This window comes from Nonomuraea sp. NPDC050404 (assembly GCF_040655495.1).
In the GTDB taxonomy this organism is placed as follows: domain Bacteria; phylum Actinomycetota; class Actinomycetes; order Streptosporangiales; family Streptosporangiaceae; genus Nonomuraea.
The window spans coordinates 1-24,924 of sequence record NZ_JBFAKB010000027.1; the positions used below are offsets into that span (position 1 = coordinate 1).

Annotated in this window: 17 protein-coding genes, 1 tRNA gene and 1 pseudogene; 9 read left to right on the forward strand and 10 right to left on the reverse strand. The window is 71.4% G+C overall.

Features of this window, described 5'->3' with window-relative positions; all coding sequences use genetic code 11:
• Nucleotides 1-211, forward strand: a pseudogene (locus AB0I81_RS48925) (NADH-quinone oxidoreductase subunit H); the annotation flags it as partial.
• A 10-nt stretch (nt 212-221) separates the two neighbouring features.
• On the opposite strand, the gene AB0I81_RS48930 reads toward AB0I81_RS48925, so the two are convergent.
• Nucleotides 222-1,013, reverse strand: a complete 792-nt coding sequence (locus AB0I81_RS48930; RefSeq protein WP_360673450.1) for an NAD(P)-dependent oxidoreductase — start codon at nt 1,011-1,013, stop codon at nt 222-224.
• Between the two features lie 124 nt (nt 1,014-1,137).
• Between AB0I81_RS48930 and AB0I81_RS48935 the strand changes: the two genes are divergently transcribed.
• Nucleotides 1,138-1,998: a siderophore-interacting protein gene (locus tag AB0I81_RS48935; RefSeq protein ID WP_360673453.1), complete on the forward strand. Its 861-nt coding sequence runs from the start codon at nt 1,138-1,140 to the stop codon at nt 1,996-1,998.
• Between the two features lie 276 nt (nt 1,999-2,274).
• Nucleotides 2,275-3,309, forward strand: a complete 1,035-nt coding sequence (gene selD, locus AB0I81_RS48940) for a selenide, water dikinase SelD (protein WP_360673456.1) — start codon at nt 2,275-2,277, stop codon at nt 3,307-3,309.
• Nucleotides 3,310-3,462: 153 nt separating this feature from the next.
• On the opposite strand, the gene AB0I81_RS48945 is transcribed toward selD, so the two are convergent.
• Nucleotides 3,463-3,557 (reverse strand) — tRNA-Sec (locus tag AB0I81_RS48945).
• 153 nt (nt 3,558-3,710) lie between these two features.
• On the opposite strand from AB0I81_RS48945, the gene AB0I81_RS48950 reads away from it, so the two are divergent.
• Together AB0I81_RS48950 and AB0I81_RS48955 are read left to right on the forward strand one after the other, a co-directional pair.
• Nucleotides 3,711-4,046: a hypothetical protein gene (locus tag AB0I81_RS48950; protein WP_360673459.1), complete on the forward strand. Its 336-nt coding sequence runs from the start codon at nt 3,711-3,713 to the stop codon at nt 4,044-4,046.
• 101 nt (nt 4,047-4,147) lie between these two features.
• Nucleotides 4,148-6,031, forward strand: a complete 1,884-nt coding sequence (locus AB0I81_RS48955) for a hypothetical protein (RefSeq protein WP_360673461.1) — start codon at nt 4,148-4,150, stop codon at nt 6,029-6,031.
• A 47-nt stretch (nt 6,032-6,078) separates the two neighbouring features.
• Here the strand turns inward: AB0I81_RS48955 and AB0I81_RS48960 are convergent, their stop codons facing one another.
• From AB0I81_RS48960 to AB0I81_RS48995, 8 genes are all read right to left on the reverse strand, one after another.
• Nucleotides 6,079-8,787 (reverse strand): Tat pathway signal sequence domain protein, encoded by a 2,709-nt coding sequence (locus AB0I81_RS48960; RefSeq protein WP_360673464.1) that lies wholly within the window; start codon nt 8,785-8,787, stop codon nt 6,079-6,081.
• A gap of 173 nt (nt 8,788-8,960) precedes the next feature.
• Nucleotides 8,961-11,492: an aconitate hydratase AcnA gene (gene acnA / locus AB0I81_RS48965; RefSeq protein WP_360673797.1), complete on the reverse strand. Its 2,532-nt coding sequence runs from the start codon at nt 11,490-11,492 to the stop codon at nt 8,961-8,963.
• A 58-nt stretch (nt 11,493-11,550) separates the two neighbouring features.
• Nucleotides 11,551-12,600 carry an Ldh family oxidoreductase gene (locus AB0I81_RS48970; protein ID WP_360673467.1) on the reverse strand — a complete coding sequence of 350 codons (1,050 nt, stop codon included), beginning with the start codon at nt 12,598-12,600 and terminating at the stop codon, nt 11,551-11,553.
• Entirely contained in the window at nt 12,597-13,364 is a 768-nt protein-coding gene (locus AB0I81_RS48975) for an aspartate/glutamate racemase family protein (protein ID WP_360673469.1), read from the reverse strand. The genes AB0I81_RS48970 and AB0I81_RS48975 overlap by 4 nt, the downstream gene beginning before the upstream one ends.
• Nucleotides 13,361-14,431, reverse strand: a complete 1,071-nt coding sequence (locus AB0I81_RS48980) for an isocitrate/isopropylmalate dehydrogenase family protein (RefSeq protein ID WP_360673472.1) — start codon at nt 14,429-14,431, stop codon at nt 13,361-13,363. Before AB0I81_RS48980 ends, AB0I81_RS48975 begins: the two co-directional genes overlap by 4 nt.
• Before the next feature lie 8 nt (nt 14,432-14,439).
• Entirely contained in the window at nt 14,440-15,540 is a 1,101-nt protein-coding gene (locus AB0I81_RS48985) for an ABC transporter ATP-binding protein (RefSeq protein ID WP_360673475.1), read from the reverse strand.
• Nucleotides 15,533-17,284, reverse strand: a complete 1,752-nt coding sequence (locus AB0I81_RS48990) for an iron ABC transporter permease (RefSeq protein ID WP_360673477.1) — start codon at nt 17,282-17,284, stop codon at nt 15,533-15,535. The genes AB0I81_RS48985 and AB0I81_RS48990 overlap by 8 nt, the downstream gene beginning before the upstream one ends.
• 10 nt (nt 17,285-17,294) lie before the next feature.
• On the reverse strand, nt 17,295-18,443 hold the full coding sequence (locus AB0I81_RS48995) for an extracellular solute-binding protein (RefSeq protein ID WP_360673480.1): 1,149 nt from the start codon (nt 18,441-18,443) through the stop codon (nt 17,295-17,297).
• A 244-nt stretch (nt 18,444-18,687) separates the two neighbouring features.
• Here AB0I81_RS48995 and AB0I81_RS49000 point away from each other — a divergent pair, with 244 nt between their 5' ends.
• The 4 genes from AB0I81_RS49000 to AB0I81_RS49015 all read left to right on the forward strand — a co-directional run bounded on the left by AB0I81_RS49000 (nt 18,688) and on the right by AB0I81_RS49015 (nt 24,922).
• Complete coding sequence (locus tag AB0I81_RS49000) at nt 18,688-19,380, forward strand: GntR family transcriptional regulator (protein ID WP_360673483.1); 693 nt, start codon at nt 18,688-18,690, stop codon at nt 19,378-19,380.
• A 15-nt stretch (nt 19,381-19,395) separates the two neighbouring features.
• Nucleotides 19,396-19,869, forward strand: coding sequence for a ribonuclease E activity regulator RraA (gene rraA, locus AB0I81_RS49005; RefSeq protein WP_360673486.1), 474 nt, complete (start codon nt 19,396-19,398; stop codon nt 19,867-19,869).
• 116 nt (nt 19,870-19,985) lie between these two features.
• Nucleotides 19,986-24,614, forward strand: coding sequence for an RHS repeat-associated core domain-containing protein (locus AB0I81_RS49010; RefSeq protein WP_360673489.1), 4,629 nt, complete (start codon nt 19,986-19,988; stop codon nt 24,612-24,614).
• Entirely contained in the window at nt 24,599-24,922 is a 324-nt protein-coding gene (locus AB0I81_RS49015; RefSeq protein WP_360673491.1) for a hypothetical protein, read from the forward strand. Before AB0I81_RS49010 ends, AB0I81_RS49015 begins: the two co-directional genes overlap by 16 nt.
• Nucleotides 24,923-24,924 lie beyond the last annotated feature (2 nt).

The window sequence follows — 24,924 nt, forward strand, 5'->3', positions numbered from 1 at the left end:
CACGCCGCTCGGCATCGGGCTCGGCGCGGTCGTCGTGATCGGCGCGCTGGCCATCTGGATGCGGTTCGACACCGTCAACCAGCGGCGCAAGGAGGAGCGGAAGGCACAGGTGGACGCCGAGTTCGAGCAACTGTCGCAGGAGCCGACGGCCGGTGGCTTCCCTGTGCCGCCGCTCGATCTGCCGCACTACCACGGCGCTCCCCGGCCGTGACGCAGGGCTTTCACAGGTGCCGCAGGGTGTATTCGGCGCTTGCGTACACGCCGCTCTGCAGGTCGGGTGAGTCCTCCTCCGGTGGGAGGCCCGGCGCGAAGGCTTCCGCGTCGTCAACGGGCGTGTAGCCGAGTGCCGTGCCCGCCTCCAGGTCCCAGAACCGGCGGGTGTTGGCGGAGACCGCATAGATGGTGGTGAAGCGGATGCCGGGGGCGGTGAGGGCCGCGCGTACGTACCCGAGGCAGTCTCGGGGGCTCAGCCACGTGGCCAGATGGCGGCGCTCGGAGGGCGCGTCCTCGAAGCTGCCGATTCGCAGGCACACCACGGACAGGCCGAACTTGTCCGCATAAAGCCGTCCCAGGGCCTCGACGGCCACCTTGCTCACCCCGTACAGGCCGTCAGGGCGCGGCGGCAGTTCGGCGGTGATGCTCTGTGAGGCCGGATAGAAGCCGGTCAGGCGGTTGCTGCTGGCGAGCAGCACGCGCCCGACCCCCTGCCGGCGCGCGCCCTCCAGCACGTTGTGCGTCCCCAGGACGTTGCCGTCCAGCAGGTCGGGCAGCGGCGCCTCGCCAGGGACCCCGCCCAGGTGCACCACCGCGTCGGCGCCCGCCAGAGCCGCCGTCACGGCCTCGGCGTCGCGCAGGTCAACCCGCCGGACCTCCTCCGACGGCGACCGCGCGTCGAGGGCGACCCGATCGAGCAGCACCAGCCGCTCCACCTCGCCGCGCAATCCGGCCCGCACCGCCGACCCGACGCGCCCGGCCGCGCCGGTGACCACCACAGTCCCAAGGTTCGATCCCATGGCGGCCACTCTGCCCGACCGCACCGACACTTCCCGCGAAGGATCGGTAAGAACAGAACAACTGACCCACTAGCCTTGGTGGTTAAGTTAGGCTTGCCTAATTACCGAAAGGGAGTGAGTCCCCATGGCGACCGAAACGGTACGGCGCGCACCCAAGTGCACCACCGGCGTGGTGCTGCGCACCGAGCAGCTCAGCCCGCACATGATCCGTGTAGTGCTCGGCGGCGAGGGACTCGCCGGGTTCAGCGCGGGCGAGTTCACCGACCACTATGTCAAGCTGCTGTTCCCCGTGCCCGGGGTGACCTATCCGGAACCGTTCGACATGGGTGTCATCCGTGCCGAACTGCCCCGCGAGCAGTGGCCGACGACCCGAACCTACACCGTACGCTCCTGGGATCCGCAGGCGCTGGAGCTGGTCATCGACTTCGTGGTCCACGGCTCCCAGGGCCTCGCGGGGCCGTGGGCGATGCGGGCCCGGCCGGGCGACGTGCTGCGCTTCCTGGGCCCCGGCGGCGCGTACGCGCCCAGCGCCGAGGCGGACTGGCACCTGCTCGCCGGCGACGAGAGCGCGCTGCCGGCCATCGCCACGGCGCTGGAGCGGGTCCCCGCCGGCGCGCCCGCCAAGGTCTTCATCGAGGTGGCGGACGCCGCCGAGGAGCAGGCGCTGCCGACGGACTGCGACGCCGAGATCGTCTGGCTGCACCGCGCCGACCGGCCGGTGGGCGAGGCGCTGGTACGCGCGGTGCGGGAGGCGAAGTTCCTCGACGGCACGGTGCACGCCTTCGTCCACGGCGAGGCCACCTTCGTCAAGGAACTGCGACGCTACCTGCGCGTGGAGCAGGGCCTGCCGCTGGAGCAGCTGTCCATTTCCGGTTACTGGCGGCTCGGCCGTGACGAGGACGGCTGGCAGTCCTCCAAGCGGGAGTGGAACCAGCAGATCGAGGACGAAGAGGCGAAGGACCTGAACGGCTCGCCCGCACGCTGAGCCGGTGCCCGCCCGGCCGCACTCCTCCAGCGACCGGGCGGCCACCTCCTGCCCGCCAAGCCCCTCCTCCAGCGACCGGGCGGCCACCTCCTGCCCGCCAAGCCCCTCCTCCAGCGACCGGGCGGCCACCTCCTGCCCGCCAAGCCCCTCCTACTCGCCAAGCCCCTCCTGTTAGCCAAGCCCCTCCTACTCGCCAAGCCGCCGCGTCGCGGAGTAAATTTCTTCTCTGTCGGCAGGCACTTGTCCGCGGTTGGTCCCGTGGGTGGGGAGAGGGCGATGACGTTCCATCCGGGGACGGGCGGCGCGGCGATCCGGTTGACGCAGTTCGCGCATGGCGGCGGGTGTGCCTGCAAGATCCCTCCCGGTGAGCTGGAGCGGATGGTGGCGGGCCTGACCGAGCCCGCGGAGGCGAAGAACGGCCATGAGAACGGTCATGAGCTGCTCGTCGGGCTCGACCATGGTGACGACGCCGCCGCCGTACGGCTGAGCGGCGACACCGCGGTGATCCTGACCTCCGACTTCTTCACGCCCGTCGTTGACGACGCCTACGACTGGGGACGCATCGCGGCGGCCAACGCGTTGTCCGACGTCTACGCGATGGGCGGCACGCCGCTGGTGGCCATCAACCTGCTGGGCTGGCCGCGCGGGACACTTCCGATGGAACTGGCCACGGAGGTGCTGCGCGGCGGCATGGACGTGGCCCGCGCCGCGAACTGCCACCTGGCCGGCGGGCACAGCATCGACGATCCTGAGCCGAAGTACGGCCTGGCCGTCACCGGGACCGCCGACCCCGACCGGCTGCTCAGGATCGAGGCCGGACGCGCGGGGCTGCCTCTGTCGCTGACCAAGCCGCTCGGGGTGGGCGTGCTGAACAACCGGCACAAGGTCACGGGGGAGTGGTTCGCGCAGGCGGTCGCGGTGATGACGACCCTGAACAGGGACGCCGCGCGGGCGGCGCTGCGGTCGGGGGCGCGCTGCGCGACGGACGTGACCGGGTTCGGGCTGCTCGGTCACGCGTACAAGCTGGCCAGGGCCGGAGGGGTGACCGTGCGCGTCGACCCGGCCGCGGTGCCCTACATCGACGGGGCCCGCGAGGCCGTACGGGACGGCTTCGTCAGCGGCGGCACCCGCCGCAACCTGGAGTGGGTCCTGCCGCACACGCGGTGGCGCGGCGGCGTCGGCGAGGACGACCGCCTGCTTCTGGCCGACGCCCAGACCTCCGGCGGGCTGCTCGTCGCCGGGGAGATCCCGGGCGCTCCGGTGATCGGCGAACTCCTCTCGGCAGGAGAGGCGGCGCTCGTCATCGGTTGAGTCGTCGGCTGAGAGACCGGAACGCTCGTCGTCGGCTGAGAGGCCAGGAACGCTCGTCGTCGGCTGAGAGGCCAGGAACGCTCGTCGTCGGTTGAGAGAAGTGGGATCAGGGTCGGGGGCACGAGAGGACACCGCTCACGACGACATGAGCGATGGCGGAGGCGGACGGGAATCGAACCCGCCAGGCCGGGATTCTCGGCCTCGTCGGTTTTGAAGACCGCGGCGCCCACCAGGACGCGTACGCCTCCCCGACCCCAAAATCGTAGCCCGGCCCGCCGGCCGCCGGCGTTGAACTCGCGCACCCGCACGAAGCGGCGCACGCGGCGGAGCCGACGTCAGGCGAGCACGCGGCGGCCTCGGCGGCGCTGCTGGACGACCCCGACCCGGTGGTGTGCGGCGCGGTGACCGAGCCGCTCGCCGCCGCCGTCACCCTCGCCGGCCGCCTGCGCGACCTCCTCCACCACCGGGACCCGGCCGTCCGGGTCGAGGCCGCGCACGCCCTGTACCGCCTCACCGGGGATCCCACGACGGCCCGGTGGACGTTGTGGGCGGAGGTCCCGGGCGGCGCCCCCGTACGCTGGACGGCCCTGCGGTACCTGGCGGCGATGGAGGGCTCGAACCAGGGACGGTTGTGGCAGTGCCGCGAGATCCTCGACGACGACCGCCTGCACCACATCACCCCCCCATGGGCTGGCGCGCGTTCGCCGAGGACCGCGAACTGCGGGCTCGCATCCTAGTAAAGCGTTTGCATCCCGCTCTTGACGGCAGAGACCTCCCATGTTGGGATCCAGCAGAGTAAACGTTTCAACATGTGGCCCGGCACTCGGGAAGGAAGTCGATGACGGCACGATTTCGACGCGGCAGCCGCAGAACACTGATGCTCTGCGCCCTGACCGGCCTGGTACTCGGGACAGCGGCAGGACCGGCGGCCTCCACTCCGGCGGAGGGCGGGCGGGTCATGGAGCGGCTGGACCGCGGCGTGGTGGCCGTGCGGTCGGGCGAGAAGGAGGTGCTGGTCAGCTGGCGGCTGCTCGGGCTCGACCCGAAGGGCCTCGGCTTCGACGTCGAGCGCTCCACCGACGGCGGCCCGTACCGCAGGCTCAACCGCGAGGTCCTCACCGGCGGCACCAACTACGTGGACACCACCGCCGACCTGAGCAGGTCCAACCGCTATCGGGTACGGCCCGGGAAGCAGCCGCCGAGCAGGCCGTTCACCCTGACGGCGGGCCACGCGGTCGAGCCGGTGGTACGGGTCCCGCTGCGCGAGGGCGGGCGGATCAAGTTCGTCTGGGTCGGCGACCTCGACGGCGACGGCGCCTACGACTACGTCGTGGACCGGCAGACCGCGCCGCAGAAGATCGAGGCCTACCGCAGTGACGGCAGGCTGCTGTGGGAGATGGACCTGGGCCCCAACAGCGTCGACCAGAACAACATCGAGGGCGGCTCGGCCACCGTGGACGTCGGCCACAACGACGGCGTCACGGTCTACGACCTCGACGGCGACGGCCGCGCCGAGGTGGCCATCCGGGTCGCCGACGGCGTCACCTTCGGCGACGGCAGCAAGCACACCGAGAGCGACGACGTCCGCCAGTCCATCGCCATCCTCGACGGCAGGACCGGCGCGCCCAAGGCCATCGCCCCCGTCCCCGGCGACTACCTCGCCGACGGCCCGCTGTACGCCCGCTTCGGCGTCGGCTACCTGGACGGCAGGACGCCGAGCCTGGTCGCGTACATGAAGAACCGCATCGGCAGTGGCGACTTCAACCTCATGTACACCGCCTGGAAGTACGACGGCCGCGCCCTGACGAACCAGTGGAAGTTCCTGCGCGGCGACCAGGACCTCCCAGACGGCCACAACACCCGCATCGTGGACGTGGACGGCGACGGCAAGGACGAGGTCGGCGAGATCGGGTTCCTGCTCAACGGCGACGGCACCCTGCGCTACAGCCTCGCCCCGCAGGGCATCCGGCACGGCGACCGGTGGTTCATCGCCGACATCGACCCCGGCCATCCGGGCCTGGAGGGCTACGGCATCCAGCAGGACCACCCGGAGGGGCTGCTCGACTACTACTACGGCGCCGCCGACGGCAAGATCATCTGGAAGCACGGCAGCGCGGAACCCGGCGCCGACGCGGGCCGTGGCATGGTCGCCGACATCGATCCCCGCTTCCCCGGCATGGAGACCTGGTCGATCAACGGCGAGGTGAACTACGAGCAGGGCAGGCCCACCGGCCTCTACAACGCGCCGTCGAACCGGCTCGCCGAACCCGACACCACCAAGCAGCCGTGGCCGCACATGGGCGTGTGGTGGGACGGTGACCTGCTGCGGGAGCTGTACAACGCCGACCCGTTCCCCGAGCGGCGCGACGCCCGCATCGAGAAGTGGGACCCCGCCAACCCGGCCCCGCCCGCCACGCTGCCCCGGGTGGTGACGACCTCCGAGTACGGCGCGGTCACCGCCCTGGGCAACTCCGTCTACCCGCACCTGATCGCCGACATCTTCGGCGACTGGCGTGAGGAGGTGGTGCTGACCAGCCCCGAGTTCGACGAACTGATCATCTTCACCACCGACCGGCCGACCGGCACCCGGCTGTACACCCTCGCCCACAACCCCGCCTACCGCAACGGCATGACCCTCAAGGGCTATCTGCAGGCGAGTAACGTCGACTACTTCCTGGGCCACGGCATGACCGCCCCGCCCCGGCCGAAGATCAGGTACTGACGCCCGGCACACCGCGAGGCCGCGACGCCTCGCGGTGTGACCCGTCGTCAGATGTGCTCGCCCACGAGCGCGAGGCACTGGATGGCGGCCAGGCCGTACTGGGCGCTGGCGTTCGTGCCCAGTTGCGCCTCATCGACCGGGTTGAGCACGGCGGGCCGCTCGACGCGCGTGGCGGTGAACGGGTGGTCGTCGGGGTAGCCGGCGTGGCCGGTACGCAGCTCCTGCCAGGCCCGCTTGGCCAGGGCCTGGTCGTTCAGCTGCACGGCCGCGTAGGCGGTGGCCCTGGAGTAGGCCTGGCGGAGGTTGAGGTTGCCCCAGTTCGATCCGGTGACCGCCTGCTGCTCTTCCTTGGTGGCATTGTACAGGCGGCAGAACTCCACCCATTTCGCCTTCACGGCCGCGTCGTCGATCAGGCCGAGCAGTTCGTCCATCACCTCGATGAGGCCGAAGACCGAGCTGAGGCTGCCGACGCTCACCGACTTCTCCGGCGCCGAGGAGTAGCGGCCGTCGTGCAGGTTGTATTTGACGCCGGCCTGCACCCAGCCGTTGGGCAGCGCGGCGATCGAGGTGACGCTGTTGACCAGCTTGGTACGGACCGCCGGATCGCCGTTGCGCTCCCACTCCGTCAGCCACGCCAGCGCCAGGGCGCTCCAACTGGTGGTCTGCCCGACGTCGAGCGCCTTCGGGTCCGGGTCGAACACGCCGTCGCCGAGCTTGCGGCCGGCGTCCAGCACGAGGAAGCTCCGGTCGGAGTCCACCAGGTCGTGCAGGATGTCGCCGATGCGTTCGTCGGCGGTCAGGAAGTAGTAGAAGCGTTTGTAGCCGGCGTTGCTGATCCTGACCTGCTTGGCGCTGTCGCCCCAGTGCTGGACGCCGTGGCGGGTGCCCAGGTTGCGCCACTTGCCCAGGTGGTACATGTCGACCTCGCTGGTGTGGCGGGTCATCGCCTCGGCGAACCGGTACGCCTTGGCATCCCCGGTGCGCAGGTAGTGGTACCAGAGCCACAGGTCGGTGGACAGCTCCGAGTTGTCCCACGCGTAGCCGCCGATGTCGTAGCGCCACACGTGCCGGTCGCGGTCGTAGTCGTGCATGACGTCGCCGTAGTCCCAGAACCCGTACCAGGAGCGCTGATCGACCTGCTCGCGGTGGTACTTGTGCATCAGGTCGAGCTTGTCCTCGATCGCGGCCTTCGCCGGGACCGACCGGTCCACCGGGGTCCAGGAGCCGAACACGCCCGCCGCGTGGTTGTGCGCCGGCGGGCTGATCAGCAGGGGCGGGGTGGCGTTGGCGGCGGCGAGCCGGGCGAAGCGCTCCGCCGTGGGGGTGGCCTCCAGGGCCCAGAAGGTCAGCTCGGTGGTGCGGGCGACGCCGTACGGGGTGCCGAAGCCGGGCTCGTAGTCCTCGTAGGTGATCTCCAGGGCGTCGAGCTGCTCGGGGTAGGTGTCCTGGCCCATGCCGTCGTGGTAGAACCGCAGGTCCATCGCGCCCGCCCGGGGCGACCACATCCAGACCGTGGCCGTGGCCTCGTCGGTGGCGGCGCCGGTGATCTCCAGCTCGGTCGGGTGCAGCTGCCAGAAGTCGCGCATGCCGAACGCCAGCCCGCCGGTCGGTCCGCCCAGGTAGGCCAGCCCGGAGGCGCGCCGGCCGCCGTCCACCCTGATCCAGGGGTGGCCCTCCTTGGTGCGCTTGTGGATCTCGAAGCCGTGCGCGGTGAGCTGGCGCAGGCTGTAGTCGCCCCAGGCCGGGATCCAGTGCAGGCGGGTGGTGACGCGCTGGTCCCAGGTGGCGGGGTCCGGAGTCGCCTTGCCCGTGACCTGCGCCTGCCGGACCGCCGCGCCCGGATCGCGGCGCAGCCCCGTGATGCCGCGTACCGCCTCGGCCAGCACGCCGTTGCCCTCGCCCGCGAGCCGGATGTGCCGGTTGTGTGGTTCGCCGCGCATCGGCACCGCGAACCGCACGCCGAGGCCGTTGAGGAAGTCCTTGTTCTCGTTGCCGTCGTAGACGAAGGTGTGCACGACCCGGATGGCGTCGGAGCCCGCGTACAGGTAGAAGCGCACGGTGAACGGCAGCCACTCGCGCCGCCCCTTCTTGTGCCTGCCCTCCACCTTGACCACCGCCCGCACCGGGCCGCTCTGCTCGACCTTGACCGAGGAGACGCGGCCGGTGAACGACTCGCTCTTGCCGGGTTCCTCGGGCTTGTCCTGGCGGGAGGCGACCAGGCGGCCGTCCTTGGCGATGACCGTCTCACCCCGGCTGATGGACTCGACGACGTGGTCGCCGCCGCGCGCGAACACCACCGTGATCACGCCGGTGTCCACGGTCACCTGACCGCCGTCGGTCCCGACGGTGATCGGTTCGGCGGGCGTGGCCGGGGCGCCTGCGCTCAGCCGGTACGTCTCCGCGCGCGGACCGGCGCCGCTGACGGCGTGGGCGGTCCACTTCACCGAGCCGTCCGGCCACCATGCGGTCGGCCACGACTGCACCGGCACCTGCGCACCCGCGCCGGTGGTCAGCGAGAACTGCTGGCCGGGGGCGAACGCGCCACGCGGCCACGGCACGCCCCACGTCGTGCCGCCGGTCACCTCGGCCGGGCTGCCGCCCTCCAGCCACCGTAAGTCGACGGGGTCATGACCGCTCAGATCGGACGGCACGGCGGCGGTACGCGCGGCGGCCGGGCTCGCGCCCCGGAAGGCCAGCGCCGCAGCTGTACCACCGGCGGTGGTGGCCAGCATGGCACGTCGGCTGATGTCAACCACGGGATCAACTCCTCGCGGGCCGAGCCCGGCAAGCGCTTTCCCGAGGCGCGACGGGCCCGGCCATCGATGGGGGGTCAGAAGGGTTTAACCGTTTACGTGGACGTCATCGGACCACAGCGGTCCGCGCAAGTCAACGTCCGGGTGAAGCCCTTGCGAATCCCTTCGGAAACCGTTTAAATCAGATGGCGCAGGACGTACGGCATGATGCCGCCGTGCCGGTAGTAGTCGGCCTCGCGCGGCGTGTCCAGGCGGACGCGCGCCCGGAAGGTGATCCCGTCGGCCGTCACGGTCACCTCCTGCGGGAGGTCCGGTCCGCCGAGCCCGGTGACGGCCATGGTCTCGTGCCCGGTCAGGCCGAGCTCGCCGGGCCCCTGGCCGGGGAGGAACTGCAGCGGGAGCACGCCCATGCCGACCAGGTTCGAGCGGTGGATGCGCTCGTAGGATCGAGCGATGACGGCCCGCACGCCGAGCAGCGCCGGACCCTTGGCGGCCCAGTCGCGGGAGGAACCGGCGCCGTACCCCTCTCCGGCCAGCACGATGGCCGGCACCGAGGCGGTCTGGTAAGCGCGGGCCGCCTCGTACACGCTGGTCAGACGCCCGCCGTCGAGGAAGTCGGGCGTGAGACCGCCCTCGGCCCCGCCGGCGAGCAGGTTGCGCAGGCGGACGTTGGCGAACGCGCCGCGCATCATGACCTCGTGGTTGCCGCGCCGGGAGGCGTAGGTGTTGAGCTGGTGGCGAGGCACCCCCAGCCCGGCCAGGTAACGTCCGGCGGGGCTGGACGGGAGGATCGCGCCGGCCGGCGAGATGTGGTCGGTGGTGATGAAGTCGCCCAGCATGACCAGGACGCGGGCGCCGGTGATGTCGGTGACGGGCGGCGGCTGCGGTGACATGCCGTCGAGGTAGGGAGCGCGGCGCACGTACGTGGAGCCGGGATCCCACGGATAGGTGGCCGTGCCGGACACGTCCAGCCGCCGCCACCGCTCGTCGCCTTCGAGGACGTCGGCGTAGGCGCGGCTGAACATCTCCGGGCGGATCACCTCATCGACGACGGCACGCACCTCGCCAGGCGTGGGCCACAGGTCGCGCAGGTAGACGGGACGGCCGCCGGGATCGGTCCCGAGAGGTTCGGTGGTGAGGTCCACGTCCACCGTGCCGGCCAGGGCGTAGGCGACGACGAGCGGCGGGGAGGCGAGGTAGTTGGAGCGGACCTCGGGCTGGATCCGGCCCTCGAAGTTGCGGTTGCCGGACAGGACGGCGGCGACGTCCAGGTCGTGCTCGGCCACGGCCGTGGACACCTCCTCCACGAGCGGCCCCGAGGCGCCGATGCAGGTCATGCAGCCGAACCCGGCCAGGGTGAAGCCGAGCAGCTCCAGCGCGGAGGTCAGGCCGGCCTCCGCGTAGTAGTCCATGACGACGCGGGAGCCGGGCGACAGGGTGGTCTTCACCCAGGGCTTGGCGCGCAGGCCGCGCGCCACGGCATTCCTGGCCAGCAGCCCGGCGGCGACCATGACGGAGGGGTTGGAGGTGTTGGTGCAGGAGGTGATGGCGGCGATGGCGACGGTCCCGTGCGTGATCTCCCGCCCCGGCGGGACGGGCGGATGTTCCTGCGCGCGGAAGGCGCTCTTGGCCGTGCCGAGGGGGATGCGGTCCTGCGGCCTGCGGGGCCCGGCGATGGACGGCACGACGGTGGCCAGGTCGAGATCGAGGTCGGCGGTGTAGGAGGGCGGCGCGCCGGGGTCGTGCCACAACCCCTGCGCCCTGGCGTACGCCTCGACCAGGTCGGCGTGCTCGTCGGGGCGGCCGGTGAAGCGCAGGTAGCGGATGGTCTCGGCGTCGATGGGGAACAGCGCGGCGGTGGAGCCGAACTCGGGGCTCATGTTGGACAGCGTCACCCGGTCGGTGACGGGCAGCGCCGTCACGCCCGGACCGTGGAACTCGACGATCTTGCCGACCACGCCATGGGCGCGCAGCAGCTCGGTGAGGGTCAGCACGAGGTCGGTCGCGGTGGTGGCGACGGGCAGCTCGCCGTGCAGCCGCACCCCCACCACGTCGGGGACGGGGATGGACACCGACTGCCCGAGCATCGCCGCCTCGGCCTCGATGCCGCCGATGCCCCAGCCGAGCGTGCCGAGCCCGTTGACCATCGTGGTGTGCGAGTCGGTGCCCAGGCACAGGTCCGGGTACACCTCCCCGTCGCGGCTCATCACCACGCGGGCCAGGTGCTCCACGTTGATCTGGTGCATGATGCCCTTGCCCGGCGGCACCACGGTGAAGCCGCGCAGCGACGCCTGACCCCAGCGCAGGAAGCGGTAACGTTCGGCGTTGCGCTCGTACTCCAGCTCCGCGTTGCGCGCCAGCGCGTCCGGGCGGCCGAAGACGTCGGCGATGATGGAGTGGTCCACGACCAGCTCGGCGGGGATGGCCGGGTTGACCAGCTCGGGGTCGCCGCCGAGCGCGGCCATGGCGTCGCGCATGGCGGCCAGGTCCACGAGCGCGGGCACGCCGTTGGTGTCGTGCAGGAACACCCGGGCGGGGTGCAGGCCCACGGCCGCGCCACGCTCCGCGCGCGGCTCCCATCCGGTCAGCGCCCGCACCTGCCCGGCCGGCGCGCCGTGGCGCAGCAGGTTCTCCAGCATGATGCGCAGGCTGTACGGCAGCCGCCCGGGAGCGTCCACGGGGTGGAAACGGTAGCGGCGGGATCCCACCGCGAGGTGATCGGTCACAGGTCTGGCCCTCGCAGCGATACGGGGTGGTCGTGGCTGGTCATGCGGTGCTCAGCCAGGTGGGTCGTGAAATCGCGCAGGACTGGGCGAGGCGTTCGAGGTCGCGGAGGGTTCTGCCGGGCAGCCGTACGCCGGTGACGGCGGTCCGCGCTGCGTTGCGGTCCTCGATCTCGCCCGGGTAGAAGATCTCGTCGAAGCCGGGCGCGAGCGGCACGGCCTTGGTGCGGTCGATCAGGTCGTCGAGCCGGTGGGCGTAGTCGGCGGGATCGGCCACCGCGTCCAGGCGCAGCGCCAGCAGCAGGTGGCCGCAGCCGCTGCGGCGGTCGGGCACGTACGGCCCCGCCACGTCGGCCGCGTACGAACCGCCGGTCAGCACGCCGGACAGCACATCCATCATGAACGAGATGCCATACCCCTTGTGCCCCGCCATGGGCAGGATCAGCCCGTCGATGGCCCGCCGGGCATCGGTGGTGGGGGAGCCGTCCGCCGTCTGGGCCCAGCCCTCGGGGATGGACTCGCCCCGCTCCAGCGCGGCGTAGATCTTGCCGCGGGCGACCGTGGTGCCCGCGATGTCGAGCACGACGGGCCCGCGCCGGCCGCCGGGCACCGCGATCGACCAGGGGTTGGCGCCCACGCTCTTCTCCCTGCCGCCCCACGGTGCCATCGCGGGGCTGCCGTTGGTGGTGAGCAGGGCGACGCAGCCCTCGTCGGCGATCATGCGGGTGAAGTAGGCGGCGGTGCCGAAATGGTTGCCGTTGCGGACCGCCACCACGCCGACGCCGTGCTCGCCGGCCCTGCGTACGGCGTCGCGGGCCGCGTGCGCGGTGACGACCTGCCCCACGCCGTCGCGGCCGTCGAGCACGGCCACCGCGCCGCCGTCGATCACGGTCGCCACGTCGGTCACCGCGCGCATGACGCCGGAACGCAGGCGGTCGGCGTACCACTCCAGGCGCAACATGCCGTGCGAGGGATGCCCCCACGCGTCGGCCGTCACCAGGCTGTCGGCCACCAGCCGGGCGTCCGGCTCCGGGACGCCGAGCGAGGCCAGGACCGCGGCCCCGAAGGAGATCAGTTCGGACGGCGGGATCATGTCCGTGCCCCGAAGGTCCGCGTCCCGAAGTTCAGGGCCTGGCGCAGTGCCGTGGCCGCCGCCAGTGGCGGGCTCAGCACCGGGACGCCGAGCCGGTCGGCCAGGTCGGCGCGGACCGGGCTGATCGAGTACTGCCCGAGCAGCACCAGGTCGGCCCCGTCCAGGGCGGGCCGGGCGGCCAGGGTGAGCGCGTCGGTCAGGTCCGGCCAGTTCTGGGCGGTGGCCGCTGCGACGGCTCCTGGGGCCGAGATCGCGCGTACTCCCACGCCGTGCGCCACCTGCCCGAGCCGCCGCGCGGAGTCCGCCGCCGCCGAGGCGAGCGAGCCGAGCACCAGCACCCTGCCGGGCCGCCGCCGGGCTACCTCGGCGAACATCGCCTCGTCCGAGCCCGTGACCGGCACCTCGTGCAACCGCCGCGCCACCTCGGCCGCGGGGCCGTACATGGAGCAGGACAGGAGCACCGCGTCGGCGCCGCCGCGGACCGCGTAGTCGATGAGGGCCAGCATGCGGCGCATCAGCGCGGGAGTCATGCCACCGGCCGCGTCGGCCTCGGTGACGAGCCGGTCGTCCAGCAGGTGCCAGGCGGTGGCCTCGGGGAAACCTTCGCCGAGCCCGTCGTCGGCGGGCCGCATGGAGGCGGGGGTGGCGTTGACGACCGCGACGACCGCGACCGTGCGGGGCGTCGCTTCCGGATCCGTGCGGCTCGTGTGGGGCCCCACTTCCGGATCGGTGCGGGTCGTCGCTTCCGGACTCGTGCGGGTCATCGCTTCACACCGGCGGCGACGGCCTCGGCGAACGCGCGGGTGCCCGCCGTGCCGCCCATGTCCCTGGTGCTGGTGCCGGACCGTACGGTGTCGGCGACCGCCGTCTCGATCAGCGTGGCGGCCCCGGCCAGGGCGGGGTCCTGGTGGCGGGCGCCGAGCCAGTCCAGCAGCATGGCGCTGGACAGGATCATCGCGATCGGGTTGGCCAGGTCGCGCCCGGCGATGTCCGGGGCGGAGCCGTGGGCGGCCTGGGCCATGGCGCGTTCGTGGGAGGCGTTGATGGACGGGGCGATGCCGAGCGATCCGGCGATCTCGCCGGTCAGGTCGGACAGGATGTCGCCGAACATGTTCTCGGTGACGATGACGTCGAAGTCGTCCGCCCGCCGTACCAGGTGCACGGTCATCGCGTCGATGTGGAAGTCGTCCACGCTCACCTGCGGGTAGCGGGCGGCGACCTCGTGGCAGACGTCGCGGAACAGGCCGGTGGTCAGCTTCAGCACGTTCGCCTTGTGCACGATGGTGAGCCTGCCGCGCCTGCGGGTGGCCAGCTCGAACGCCTCGACGGCGATCCGCTCGACCGCCGGCCTGGTGATGATGCCCATCGCGATGGCCACGTCGGGGGTCGGCATGAACTCCCCGGTGCCCTTGTAGGTGCTGCGGTCGGCGTAGAAGCCCTGAGTGTTCTCGCGGACGATGACCAGGTCGGTGCCGGGGACGACGGCGTCGGCGCCGTCGAAGGACTTGGCCGGGCGGATGTTGGCGAACAGGTCGAAGCGCTTGCGGATGGTGCCGCTGGGGTTGAGCCTGGAGCGGTGCGGCTCGGGGTAGGCGGCGCTGTCGTGCGGGCCTAGCAGCCAGGCGTCCAGCCCTTCCAGCGCGGTCAGCGTCGATTCCGGTACGGCGTCCCCGTGCGTGCCGATGGCCGAGACGCCCAGGGGCAGGTCCACCCACTCGGCGGGCGCCGCTCCCGCGGCGGCGAGTGCGGCGTCCACTACCTGGACGGCCGCGGGGACGATCTCGGGGCCGATGCCGTCGCCTTCGAGTACGCCAAGACGGTAGGAGGTCACGTGAGTCCTTACTGTGCGATGAGCGCTTCGACGTCCTGGGGCAGGGCGTCGGTGGTGGGGTAGAGCAGGCAGGCGGCGGGCTCGGCGAGGAGCGTGACCTCGCCGGTCAGGCCGGGGCGGGTGGTCTCGGCCTGGATGACGTGGTCGCCCAGGCGCAGGTCGTACTCGTGCCGGGAGCCGACGTAGGAGCTGGTGAGCACCTCGGCGGTGAGCACGTTGACGCCGGCGGGCGCGGTGCGGCCGGCCGGGAGGACCTCCAGTCGTTCCGGGCGGATCGCCACCGTGACACCGCCCTGGCCGGGCAGGTCGCCGGGGACGGTGATGGTCTGCCCGGTGCAGTCCAGCCGCACCTCGCCGGGGCCGCTCACCCGGCCGGGCAGGAAGTTGCAGCGGCCCACGAAGGCGGCCACCTCGGCGGTCGCGGGCCTCTCGTAGATCTCCTCGGGGGTGCCGATCTGCACCATGTCGCCCTTGGACATCACCGCGATGCGGTCGCTGAGCGCCAGGGCCTCCTCCTGGTCGTGGGTGACGTACACGGTGGTGATGCCGAGGTCGGCCTGCAGCCGCTTGAGCCAGGCGCGGGCCTGGTCGCGGAGCTTGGCGTCCAGGTTGGACAGGGGTTCGTCGAGCAGCAGCACGCTGGGGGAGTAGACCAGGGCGCGGGCGAGGGCGACGCGCTGCTGCTGGCCGCCGGAGAGCTGGTGCGGGTAGCGGTCCCTCAGCTCGGCCAGGCCCACCTTGTCCAGGACCTCGGCGATGAGCGTGTCCTGCTCGCGCCGGTCGACCTTGCGGATCTTGAGCGGCATGGCCAGGTTCTGGGCGACGGTCATGTGCGGCCACAGCGCGTACGACTGGAAGACCATGCCGAGGTTGCGGCCCTCGGGCGGCACGAACGTGCCGGCGCTGGCGAAGGTGGCCGGCCCGACCGTGATGCTGCCGCCGGTGGGGCGTTCCAGTCCGGCGATGCACGCCAGCGTGGTGGACTTGCCGCAGCCGCTGGGGCCGAGCAGGGTGAAGAACTCGCCGTCGGCGATGGTGAAGGTGATGTCGCGCAGTACGGCGTTCTCCCCGAACTGCTTGGCCAGGTGGGTGACCTTGACCTCAGGCATTGTTGTCACGTCCCTTGAGGAGTAGCCCGGCGAGTCCGACGAAGGTCGCCGTGATGGCGATCTGCAGGCTGGCCAGCGCGGCGACGGAGCCGGTGTTGCCCTGCACCCACAGTTCGAGCATGGTCGTGCCGATGATGTTGGTCTCGGCCGAGGCGAGGAACACCGCGGGCGAGTACTCCTTGAGCAGCGTCACGAACGTCAGGATCAGCGCCCCGGCGAAGGCGGGCCGCAGCAGCGCCGCGAGGATGCGGGTGAACGTACGCACCCAGTCGGCCCCCGAGACGCGGGCGGCGTTGTCGAGTTCGCGGCCGATCTGCATGATCGACGGCGAGATGGAGCCGAAGCCGCTGGGCAGCGCGCGCAGCCCGAACCCGATGATCAGCGCCCACAAGGTGCCCTGGATCAGCGTGCCCAGGCCGAACGGGGCGAAGGCCAGCGCCCAGAACAGGCCGATGCCGACGATGATGCCGGGCATCGCCTGCGGGGCGAGCGCCAGGTACTCCACCGCGCGGGCGAAGCGGAACGACGACCTGCGCGCCACCATCACCGCCAGCAGCGACAACGCGCTGACCAGGACCGCGCCGATGGCGGCCACGAGCAGGCTGTTGACGATCGACTGCACGTACACCGGGTAGGTGAAGATCCGCTCGTAGTTGTCGCCGGTGAGGGTCCTGAACGGCGACTGCAGCGGGGTGAACACCTGGGTGAAGGAGCGGAACACCAGCCCGCCGATGGGGATCAGGGCGCCCATCACGACATAGACGGTGATGGCGGCGACGCTGATCCACTTCAGCCAGCCCAGGTCCAGCGGGCGGGGCCGGGTGGCCTTGCCGCGTACGGACACGAAGCGTTGCGCGTTCTTCAGCAGCTTGGCCTGCAACGCGACCAGGCTGATGGTCACCACGAGGATGATCGCCGACGCGGCGCCCAGCACGCCGTAGTCCGGGTTGATGGACTGCAGGCCGTTGCGGTACAGGAAGGTGGAGAAGACGTCGATGCCGACCGGCTGGCCGAACAGCAGCGGCACGCTCAGCGTCTCCACCGACATGCTGATCACCAGGATCGAGCTGTAGACGACGGGCGGGCGCAGCAGCGGCAGGATCACCGAGCGCAGGACGCGCAGCGGGCCCGCGCCGCACACCTGGGCGGCGGCCTCCAGCGAGGCGTCGCTCTGGCGCAGCGCGTTGGCGCAGAAGGTGTAGACGATCGGGGCCAGCGCCACGGCCTCGGTGAGCGCCATGCCGGGGATGGAGTACAGGTTCCACGGCAGGAAGCCGAGCAGGCGGCGCACCTCGACGCTGACGAATCCGGCGGGGCCGTACATGGTGATCCAGCCGAAGCCGAGGATCAGCGAGGAGATGAAGAACGGCCACTGCATGGCGGCGGCGAACACGCGCCCGCCGGGCAGCCTCGTGCGCACCACGACCACGGCCATCGGCACCGCGATGAGCAGGCTGAGCACGGTGGTCAGCGCCGCGAACAGCGCCGTGTTGAGCACGACCCGGCCGAATCCCGCCTCGGTGAACAGCCGCACGTAGTTGCCGGCGCCGAGGATGCCGCCGGCCTCGTACAGGGGGCGGTCGAGGAAGGACTGGTACAACGTCGGCACCACCGGCGCCAGGACCAGGACGGCCAGCAGGAGCAGCACGCCGTACTGCAACCAGTTCTCCCTGGGCAGGCCCAGCGGCCGGCGGTAGCGCGGCGGGGGATGGGCGGGCGGCCGCGAAGGGGACAGGGTGGTCATCGCGTTCCTCTCAGCGGCCGAGCAGGCCGTTCCACTTGTCGGTGAACGCCTTGACCTCGGCGTCGGGGACCTTCTCGTACTTGGCGAGAATCACGTTGGCCTCACCCACGGCCTTCTCCAGTTCCTGGTAGGTGTGCAGCCCGTCGGCGTCCTTGACGTCGTCGCGGTAGGAGGTGAGCCCGCCCTCGGCCACCGCCCGCTGGCCCTCCTGCGAGAGCAGGAAGTCCACGAACAACTTGGAGGTGGCCGGGTGCGGCGCCTTGGCGGCGATGCCGACGCCGCGCGGCAGCGCGACCGTGCCGTCGTCGAGGAAGGAGATCTCCAGCAGGCCGCCGCTCTTGGCCACCACCGGATAGGCCGGGGCGGCGCTGACGAAGAAGCCGGCCACGTACTCGCCGGAGATGATCTTCTCCATCTGCGTGCCGGACGAGGTCTCCGGCCTGGCCAGGGGGAGCACCGACTGCAGCGAGGCCCAGGAGTCCGGGCGGGCGCCGGCGAAGGCGTGCGAGACGGTGAAGCCGAACGCGCCGCTCACGTCCCGTGTGGTGATCTTGCTCTTGTACTGGGCGGGGTCCTTGGCCAGGATCGCGGCCAGGCTCTTCAGGCCGGTCGGCTTCTCGGGCAACAACGAGGTGTTGTACGCGATCGACAGCGGGTCGATCGACATCGCGTACACGCCGGGCAGCAGTTCGCCGAAGTCCGGCAGCTTGTCCTGCTCCGGCGAGTCGTACTCCAGCAGCGTCCCCGGCCGGGCGGCGAAGTCGGCCCACGCCTGCGCGGCGTTCGACACCACCAGGTCGGCGGGCGAGCCGCCGGTGGCCTGCTCGCTGAGCACCCGCTGGAACACCTCGTCGCTGTCGAGGTTGTTGGCCGCGATCTTCGTCACCCAGGGGTACTTCTTCTGGAAGTCGCGGAAGATCGGCGCCCAGTTCTCCTGGTCGGTGTTGGAGTAGATGGTGAGGGTGCCGCCCTCCTTCTTGGCCGTCTCCATGAGCCGGGCGTACTCGGCCGGGTAGTACGACGGGGCCTTGCCCGTCGCGATCTGGTTCGGCGGCGGCTCTCGCTGTGCTTCACCGCCGCCGCCACCGCATGCCGTGAGCAGGCCGAACGCGAGCATGGCGGCGCCGAGGGCGCGGAAAGGGGGGTGGAAGGTGGTCATGTGCTACCTCCTAAACCAGGCGAGGCCGACCGGCCTGCCGCCTGTGGTGCCGCACACTTTGCTTCGTTATAACCTATGACGTCAACCCCCCGTTTCCGGAATGTAACGCTTCGAGCCTCCTTAACGCCTTATAGCGGCGGCTGTACGGCTGACGTGGGATGTCCAACTTGGAGGTGACTCTTCTCGACAAAGTGGGATTGCGGTGTAGGTTATAACGGTCATCGGATCACGAGACAGGACAGCGATGAGCGAATCACCGGCTGAGCTCTACACCACCAAGGCGGACTTCGCTTACCTGCGGGTCAAGGAGCTGATCCTGTCCGGGGCGCTGCTCCCCGGCTCCGTCATCGCGCAGGCCCAGCTCGCCCGCGAGATCGGCATCAGCACCACGCCCCTGCGCGAGGCGCTGCGCCGGCTCAAAAGCGAAGGGCTGGTCGAACTCGACGCCCACCGCGACGCCCGGGTGGCGCCGCTGGCCGCCGAGGAGGCCCGCGACCTGCTGGAGTTGCGCCGCTCGCTCGATCCCATGGCGGTCGCGCTGGCCGCGGAACGCCGTACCAAGGCCGACATCGCCGCCATGCGCGCCGCCCACGAGGGCCTCAGACCGCTGCCCGGCAACCCCGCCTACGAGCAGCTCGTCGCGCACCGCAAGTTCCACACGGCGCTCTACTCCGCCTCGCACAACGACCTGCTCATCCAGACCCTCGACGGTCTGTGGGACAAGGCCGACCGCTACCGCCGCCTGGCCCTGGAGGTCGAGCGCGGCCAGGCCGCCCGCGACCGCAAGGCCGCCGAACATGAGAGCCTGCTGGAGTACGTGATCGCGGGCGACACCGAGTCGGCGGCGGCCGTCATGCGCGAGCACATCGACACCAGCCTCGGCGCCCAGGCCGCCTGGCGCCTGCGCAAGCACCACCCCGAACCAGATCCCGCCTAGAAAGGGTTTCCCACCGTGACCATCGTCACCGCCGACCTGTACGACGAGCGCGGCGACCGGCTCGACTCCTGCGACCTGCAACTACGCCAGTACGGCGGCCGCCGGGCCTTCGCCGGGCCCATCGTGACCGTTCGTTGCCACGAGGACAACGCGCTGCTCAAGTCGATCCTCGGCGAGCCGGGGCAGAACCGGGTGCTGGTCGTGGACGGCGGCGGCTCGCTGCACACCGCGCTGATGGGCGACCTCATCGCCGGCCTGGCCGTGTCGAACGGCTGGGCCGGAGTGGTGATCAACGGCGCCGTCCGGGACGTCGTGGCGCTGCGTGAGCTGGACCTGGGCATCAAGGCGCTCGGCTCCAACCCCCGCAAGAGCGGCAAGCAGGGCACCGGCGAACGGGACGTCCCCGTCACCTTCGGCGAGGTCGTCTTCCACCCCGGCGCCGAACTCTTCTCCGACGACGACGGCATCCTCGTCACCCGGCCAGGCTGACCGGCTGAGGCCGACCAAGCTGACCGGCTGAGGCCCGGCGCCGTTGAACCCTGGGCTTCGGCGGCTGCGTACAACCCCGCGACACCCCATCAGGGGTCGGCGAAGCGGGTGATCGTATGCCGGGTGGCTGGGAAACTCTCGGACTGACGGGCGACCCCGCGCCGGGCGATCCGGCGCAGGTGCGCGCGCTGGCCGGCCGCCTGCTCGACCAGGCGAAGCTGGCCGAGGACAACACCGCCCGGCTGAACACGGTCTCCGGCGGCAGTTCGGCCCTGCGGATGCGCGGCGACTACGCGGCCGGTTACACCGAGGCGCTGGCCGTGCTGCCCGCGGAGCTGGCCAAGCTGGCCAGGGCCTACCGGGGTGCGGGCACCGCGCTGCGGTCGTACGCCGGCAGCCTGGAGCAGGCCAAGACCCAGGCCGGGTCGGCGCTGCGACAGGGGCAGACGGCGGACGCGCAGTACCAGGGCGCCCTGCGCGAGGTACGGGCCCAACTCCCCGCCACGGCGGCCACCGGCAGCCTGGCCGAGGTGGAGTCGGCGGTGGCCACGGCCGACCCCGCGGTGCAGGCGGCGGTGCGGCCCGCGGTGACACGGGCGCGGAACGCGGACGCGGATCGGGGCCGGGCACGGCGGATCGCCGATGAGGCGGCCGGGCTGCGGGGCGAGGCGGAGACGCGGGCGGTCGAGGAGATCGAGCGGGCGCTGCAGGGCAGCGGCATCCAGAACAAGACCTGGCTGGAGAAGGCGTGGGACACGGTCTCCACGCCGTTCCGGTCCTGGGACGACTTCGTCAACCTGGCCCGCAACGTGGCCATGGTGGCCGGGATCGCGGTGCTGATCATCGGCACGGGTGGAGTGGCGGGGGCGCTGCTGCTGGGGGCCGCGGTGGTGGCCGGGGCGGTGGTCTTCGCGGACACGCTGAACAAGTACCGGCAGGGCAAGGCGAGTCTCGGGCAGGTCGTGCTCGACGGGATCGGCATGTTCCCCGGCGGCCGTCAGGTGGGGATGCTGGCGCAGGGCGCCAAGGCGGTCGCCGCGCTGGGCGGGGTGGCGGCGGGGGTGCGCGCCGGGGGCGGCGCCACGATGGGGCTGTTCCGGACCGGAATTCCGGCGGGCGCCACCGCCATGACCGGGGCCGGGCTCCGTGGGACGCTGGCCGGGGGTGCGGGCCGGGCCTCGACGGCGGCGGGTACGGCCTGGCAGAAGACCAGGCAGTTCTTCAGCAAGGACCCGGTGCACTTCCCGACCGGCACCGTGCTGCTGCCGCAGCAGGATTTCGCGTTGCCCGGGGTGTTGCCGCTGGTGCTGGAGCGGGTCCACCTGTCGACCTACCAGGTCGGCCGGTGGTTCGGCCCGTCCTGGGCCTCCACCTTCGACCAGCGGCTGGAGATCGACGACGAGGGCGTGTGCCTGGCCCTGGCCACCGGCGCGCTGCTCAGCTTCCCGCACCCCGAGGTCGATGGGGAGTCCGTGCTGCCGGAGGAGGGGCCACGGCTGCCGCTGACCCGCGACGGCGACGACGGCTACCAGGTGACGGACCCAGCCACCGGCCAGACCCTGCACTTCAAAGCCGTCTCCGAGGCGGCCGAGGTGCTGCCGCTGACCGCGATCACCGATCGCAACGGCAACCGCATCGACCTGCGCTATGCGGACGGCATGCCGGTTGAGGCGGCCCACTCCGGCGGCTACCACCTCGACATCGAGACGCACGCCGGCCTGATCGTGGCGATCCGGCTGCGCGAGGCCGGCCAGACGCTCGTCGCCTACGGCTACGACGAGCACCGCAACCTCACCGAAGTGATCAACTCCTCCGGCCTGCCGCTGCGCTTCACCTACGACGAGCAGGGCCGGATGACGCGGTGGACCGACCGGATCGGCACCTGGTACGCCTACACCTACGACGACCGGGGCCGATGCGTCGAGGGCCACGGCTCCGACGGGATCTTCGACACCCGGATCTCCTACGGCGACGGCGTCACCGAGGCCCACGACTCCCTCGGCCACGTCACCGCGTACCACCACAACGAACTTCTCCAGGTCGTCCGCGAGACCGACCCGCTGGGCCGGAGCATCCACTACGAGTGGGACCGCCACGACCACCTGCTGGCCCGCACCGACCCACTCGGCCGCACCGACCGTTACGCCTACGACGAGCACGGCCTGCTGACCTCGATCGTCCGGCCGGACGGCGCCGTGGCACGCCTGGTCCGCGACCCTCTCGGACTGCCGGTCACCATCGTCGACTTCGACGGGCGTACCCACCTCCGCGAGTACGACGGCCCCGGCAACCTGCTCACCGAGCGCGCGGACGGGACGCAGGCCGCCACCCGGTACGCCTACCACGCCCACGGCGGCCTGGCGGGCTTCACCAACGCCTCGGAGCACACCTGGCGGGTGGACTGCGACGCGGCGGGGCTGCCGGTGGCGGTCACCGACCCGGCGCAGGCCGTCACCCGCTACGAGCGCGACGCCTTCGGCCGGGTCGTCGCCGTCACCGACCCGCTGGGCGGCACCACCCGCCTGGCCTGGACCGTGGAGGGACTGCCCGCCGCCCGCACGCTGCCGGGCGGCGCCACCGAGCACTGGCGGTACGACGCCGAGGGCAACCAGATCGAGCACCTCGACGTGCTCGGCCAGGTCACCCGTACCGAGATCGGCCCCTTCGACCTGCCGATGGTCAGGACCGCGCCCGACGGCGCCCGCCTGGAGTTCGGCTACGACACCGAACTGCGGCTCGTCACGGTGACCAACCCGCACGGGCTGATCTGGCGCTACGAGTTCGACCCGGCCGGCGGCCTGGCCGCCGAGACCGACTTCAACGACCGCCGCCTCACCTACGGCCGCGACGCGGCAGGGCAACTGGTCGAACGCGTCAACGGCGCGGGGGAGAGCACCCGCTACGACCGCGACCTGCTCGGCAGGATCAGCGCCCAGCGCTCCGGCGACCGGGTGGCCACCTTCGAGCACGACGCGCTCGGCCGCCTGATCAGAGCCGTCAACTCCGACGCCGACCTGCGCCTCGACCGTGACGAGCAGGGCCGGGTCATCGCCGAGACCTGCAACGGCGCCACCGTCACCACGGCCTACGACCGGCTCGGCCGCCGCGTGCTGCGCCGTACCCCTTCGGGCGCGCAGAGCCGGTGGGAGTACGACCACCGCGACCTGCCGCGGGCCCTGCACACGGGCGGACACACCATCAGCTTCACGCATGACCCAGCCGGCCGCGAAACCACCCGCCGCATCGGCCCCACCCACGATCAGCCCAACCGCATGGGCTCCACGCACGATCAGGCTGACCGCATCAGCTTCGCGCACGATCAGGCCGGCCGGGAGACCACCCGCCGCGAAGGCCCCGACCTGACCCTGTCCAGCGAATGGGACCCCGACTCCCGCCTGCGCACGCACACCTGGAGCGTCGGGTCGCAACCCTCCGCCCGCCGCATCCGCCAGCGCCGCGGCTACGACTACCGCGCCGACGGTCACGTGACCGCCATCGACGACCTGCTGTCCGGCCGCCGCCGCTTCGACCTCGACCCGGCCGGCCGCGTCACGGCGGTGCACGGCAACGGCTTCGACGAACGCTACGCCTACGACCCGGCCGGCCAGATCACCCATGCCTCCTGGGCCACCCCCTCACCGGACCAGGGCGAACGCGCCTACAACGGCACCCTGATCCGCAGGGCGGGGCAGGACCGCTACGAGTACGACGACCAGGGCAGGGTCGTCCTGCGCCGCCGCAGGGGCCTGTCGAAGGGCACGCGTACCTGGCACTACACCTGGGACGCCGACGACCGCCTGACCGAGGTGCGCACCCCGGACGGCCAGACCTGGCGCTACCTGTACGACGCCCTGGGCCGCCGCATCGCCAAGGAACGCGCCGATGGCACCGGCCGCATCGACTTCACCTGGGACGGCCCATCCCTCGCCGAACAGTCCACCGCCGGGCGCACCACCACCTGGGACTTCCAACCCGGCACCCTGCGCCCCCTCACCCAGACAGAACGCATCCCGCAGGACCAGATCGACCGGGCCTTCTACGCCATCGCCACCGACCTGCTCGGCACCCCCACCGAGCTCATCACCCCCGACGGAGACCTGGCCTGGCGCACCCGCCACACCTTATGGGGCACCGACCTCGGCACCCTGTCCACCGGCGCGGACTGCCCGCTGCGCTTCTCCGGCCAGTACGCCGACGAGGAATCCGGCCTCCACTACAACGTCTTCCGCCACTACGACCCAGTCACCGCCCACTACACCAGCAGCGACCCCCTGGGCCTGTCCCCCGGCCCGAACCCCTACGCGTTCGTCCCCAACCCACTCACCGCCGCCGACCCCCTGGGACTGGCTCCCTACGGTGTGCCGGGCGGGGACGACGTCCTGGATCCCAGGACCGCCGCCAACTTCGTCGGAGGCCGCTATACGACGCGCATTCTGCAGGAGGACACCGTCCTCTACCGGGCCGGCATCCACACCGAGGCCCTGGGGCGGTGGTTCTCCGTGCAAAAACCGGTGGGGGAGATCCAGGCGCGCATCGACAAGGCCCTCCCACCGGTGTGGCAGACCGGCGAGGAGTGCATCATTGACACCGGCTACGCGGTCAAGGTCCCCGCGGGTGTGAAAGTCTTCGAAGGAGAGGTCGCGAGTCAGGGTTCCTGGTACATGGGTGGCACAGATCAGATCTACATCCCCAACATCCGGGAGATCCCCGGAGTGGAGGTGGTGGGCTCATGGCCGCTCCACTAGAGGAGGACCGGCTGCACGCCGCGCTGCTCGCCCTCATTGAGCTGCTGGAAGGCCTCGGCGGCCGCTACGTGTCCATTGCCATGGGTCTACGGCGCCTGACCCTGGAGGTGGAGGAGGCACGCGAGCACGAGCGTGACTCGCCCGAGCTGCTTCAGTACGCGGTCCGAAAAATCCTCAGGCTCTACGGCGGCATGGGCAGCTTCCAGGACCTGATCCTGCAAAATGCTCAGGGCGTACTGCCCGAGCAGGACCGATTCGAAGAGCTACAGGACCAACTGTTCGAAGCGGCGCGGGACGAATTGCGCTGAGG